A 676-nucleotide genomic window follows, 5' to 3' on the forward strand; every position below is an offset into this window, starting at 1 on the left:
AAGTTATCGCAGCGGTGCTCGGCATAGGCGCTGTTTTGATCCTGGCGATCGCGCTCGCCATCTGGCTGAGACCCTGACTTTCGACAAACCCGCCGTCAGGAAGCTGCCGATTGCATGCGCCTGCGAGCGTCGATGGCGCCGCGATCGTAGCCGAGATTCCAGGAGATCCGCAGACTGGCCTTGAGCAGAGCCTCGATCTGAGCCTGGTCCGGCGTTGGCTTGATGTTCTGAACCGAGCCGACGATGGCAACCGTGCCCGCAACGTCCCCCATACGATCGAAGATCGGAGCCGCCACGGCATTGATGCCGAACGTCTCCTCGTTGGGCGCGGTGATGAACCCTTGCGCCCGCGCTTGCTCCAGCTCGGCTTCCAGTTTCACCGCATCGACGATGGTGTGATCGGTCAGGCGGGTGAGGCCCTGGCGCAGCACATGCTGGAGCAGCGAACGATTGCTGAAGGCAAGCGCCACCTTGCCCTGAGCGGTGCCGTGCAGGATCAACTCGCTGCCTTGTCTCACACCGATCTCCAGGTTGGATTTGCCGAAGACCGTGCGCAGGACGACCAGAGATCGGTTGCGCAGCGCCGAGACGACGACGGTCTCGCCGATCTCGTCGCGCAACGCCGCGATCGCGTCGGAAGAGGCGGTCAGAAGCTCGATGCGGCCGGCGGCGACCT

Annotated in this window: 1 protein-coding gene; it reads right to left on the reverse strand. The window is 63.8% G+C overall.

What is annotated here, in order from left to right:
* Window positions 1-95: 95 nt before the first annotated feature.
* Window positions 96-676, reverse strand: a 581-nt coding sequence (locus EN742_RS36870) for an IclR family transcriptional regulator C-terminal domain-containing protein (RefSeq protein ID WP_128333988.1), incomplete at its 5' end; no start/stop codon positions are given.

The sequence above is a fragment of the Mesorhizobium sp. M4A.F.Ca.ET.020.02.1.1 genome, from assembly GCF_004022645.1.
Lineage (GTDB): Bacteria > Pseudomonadota > Alphaproteobacteria > Rhizobiales > Rhizobiaceae > Mesorhizobium.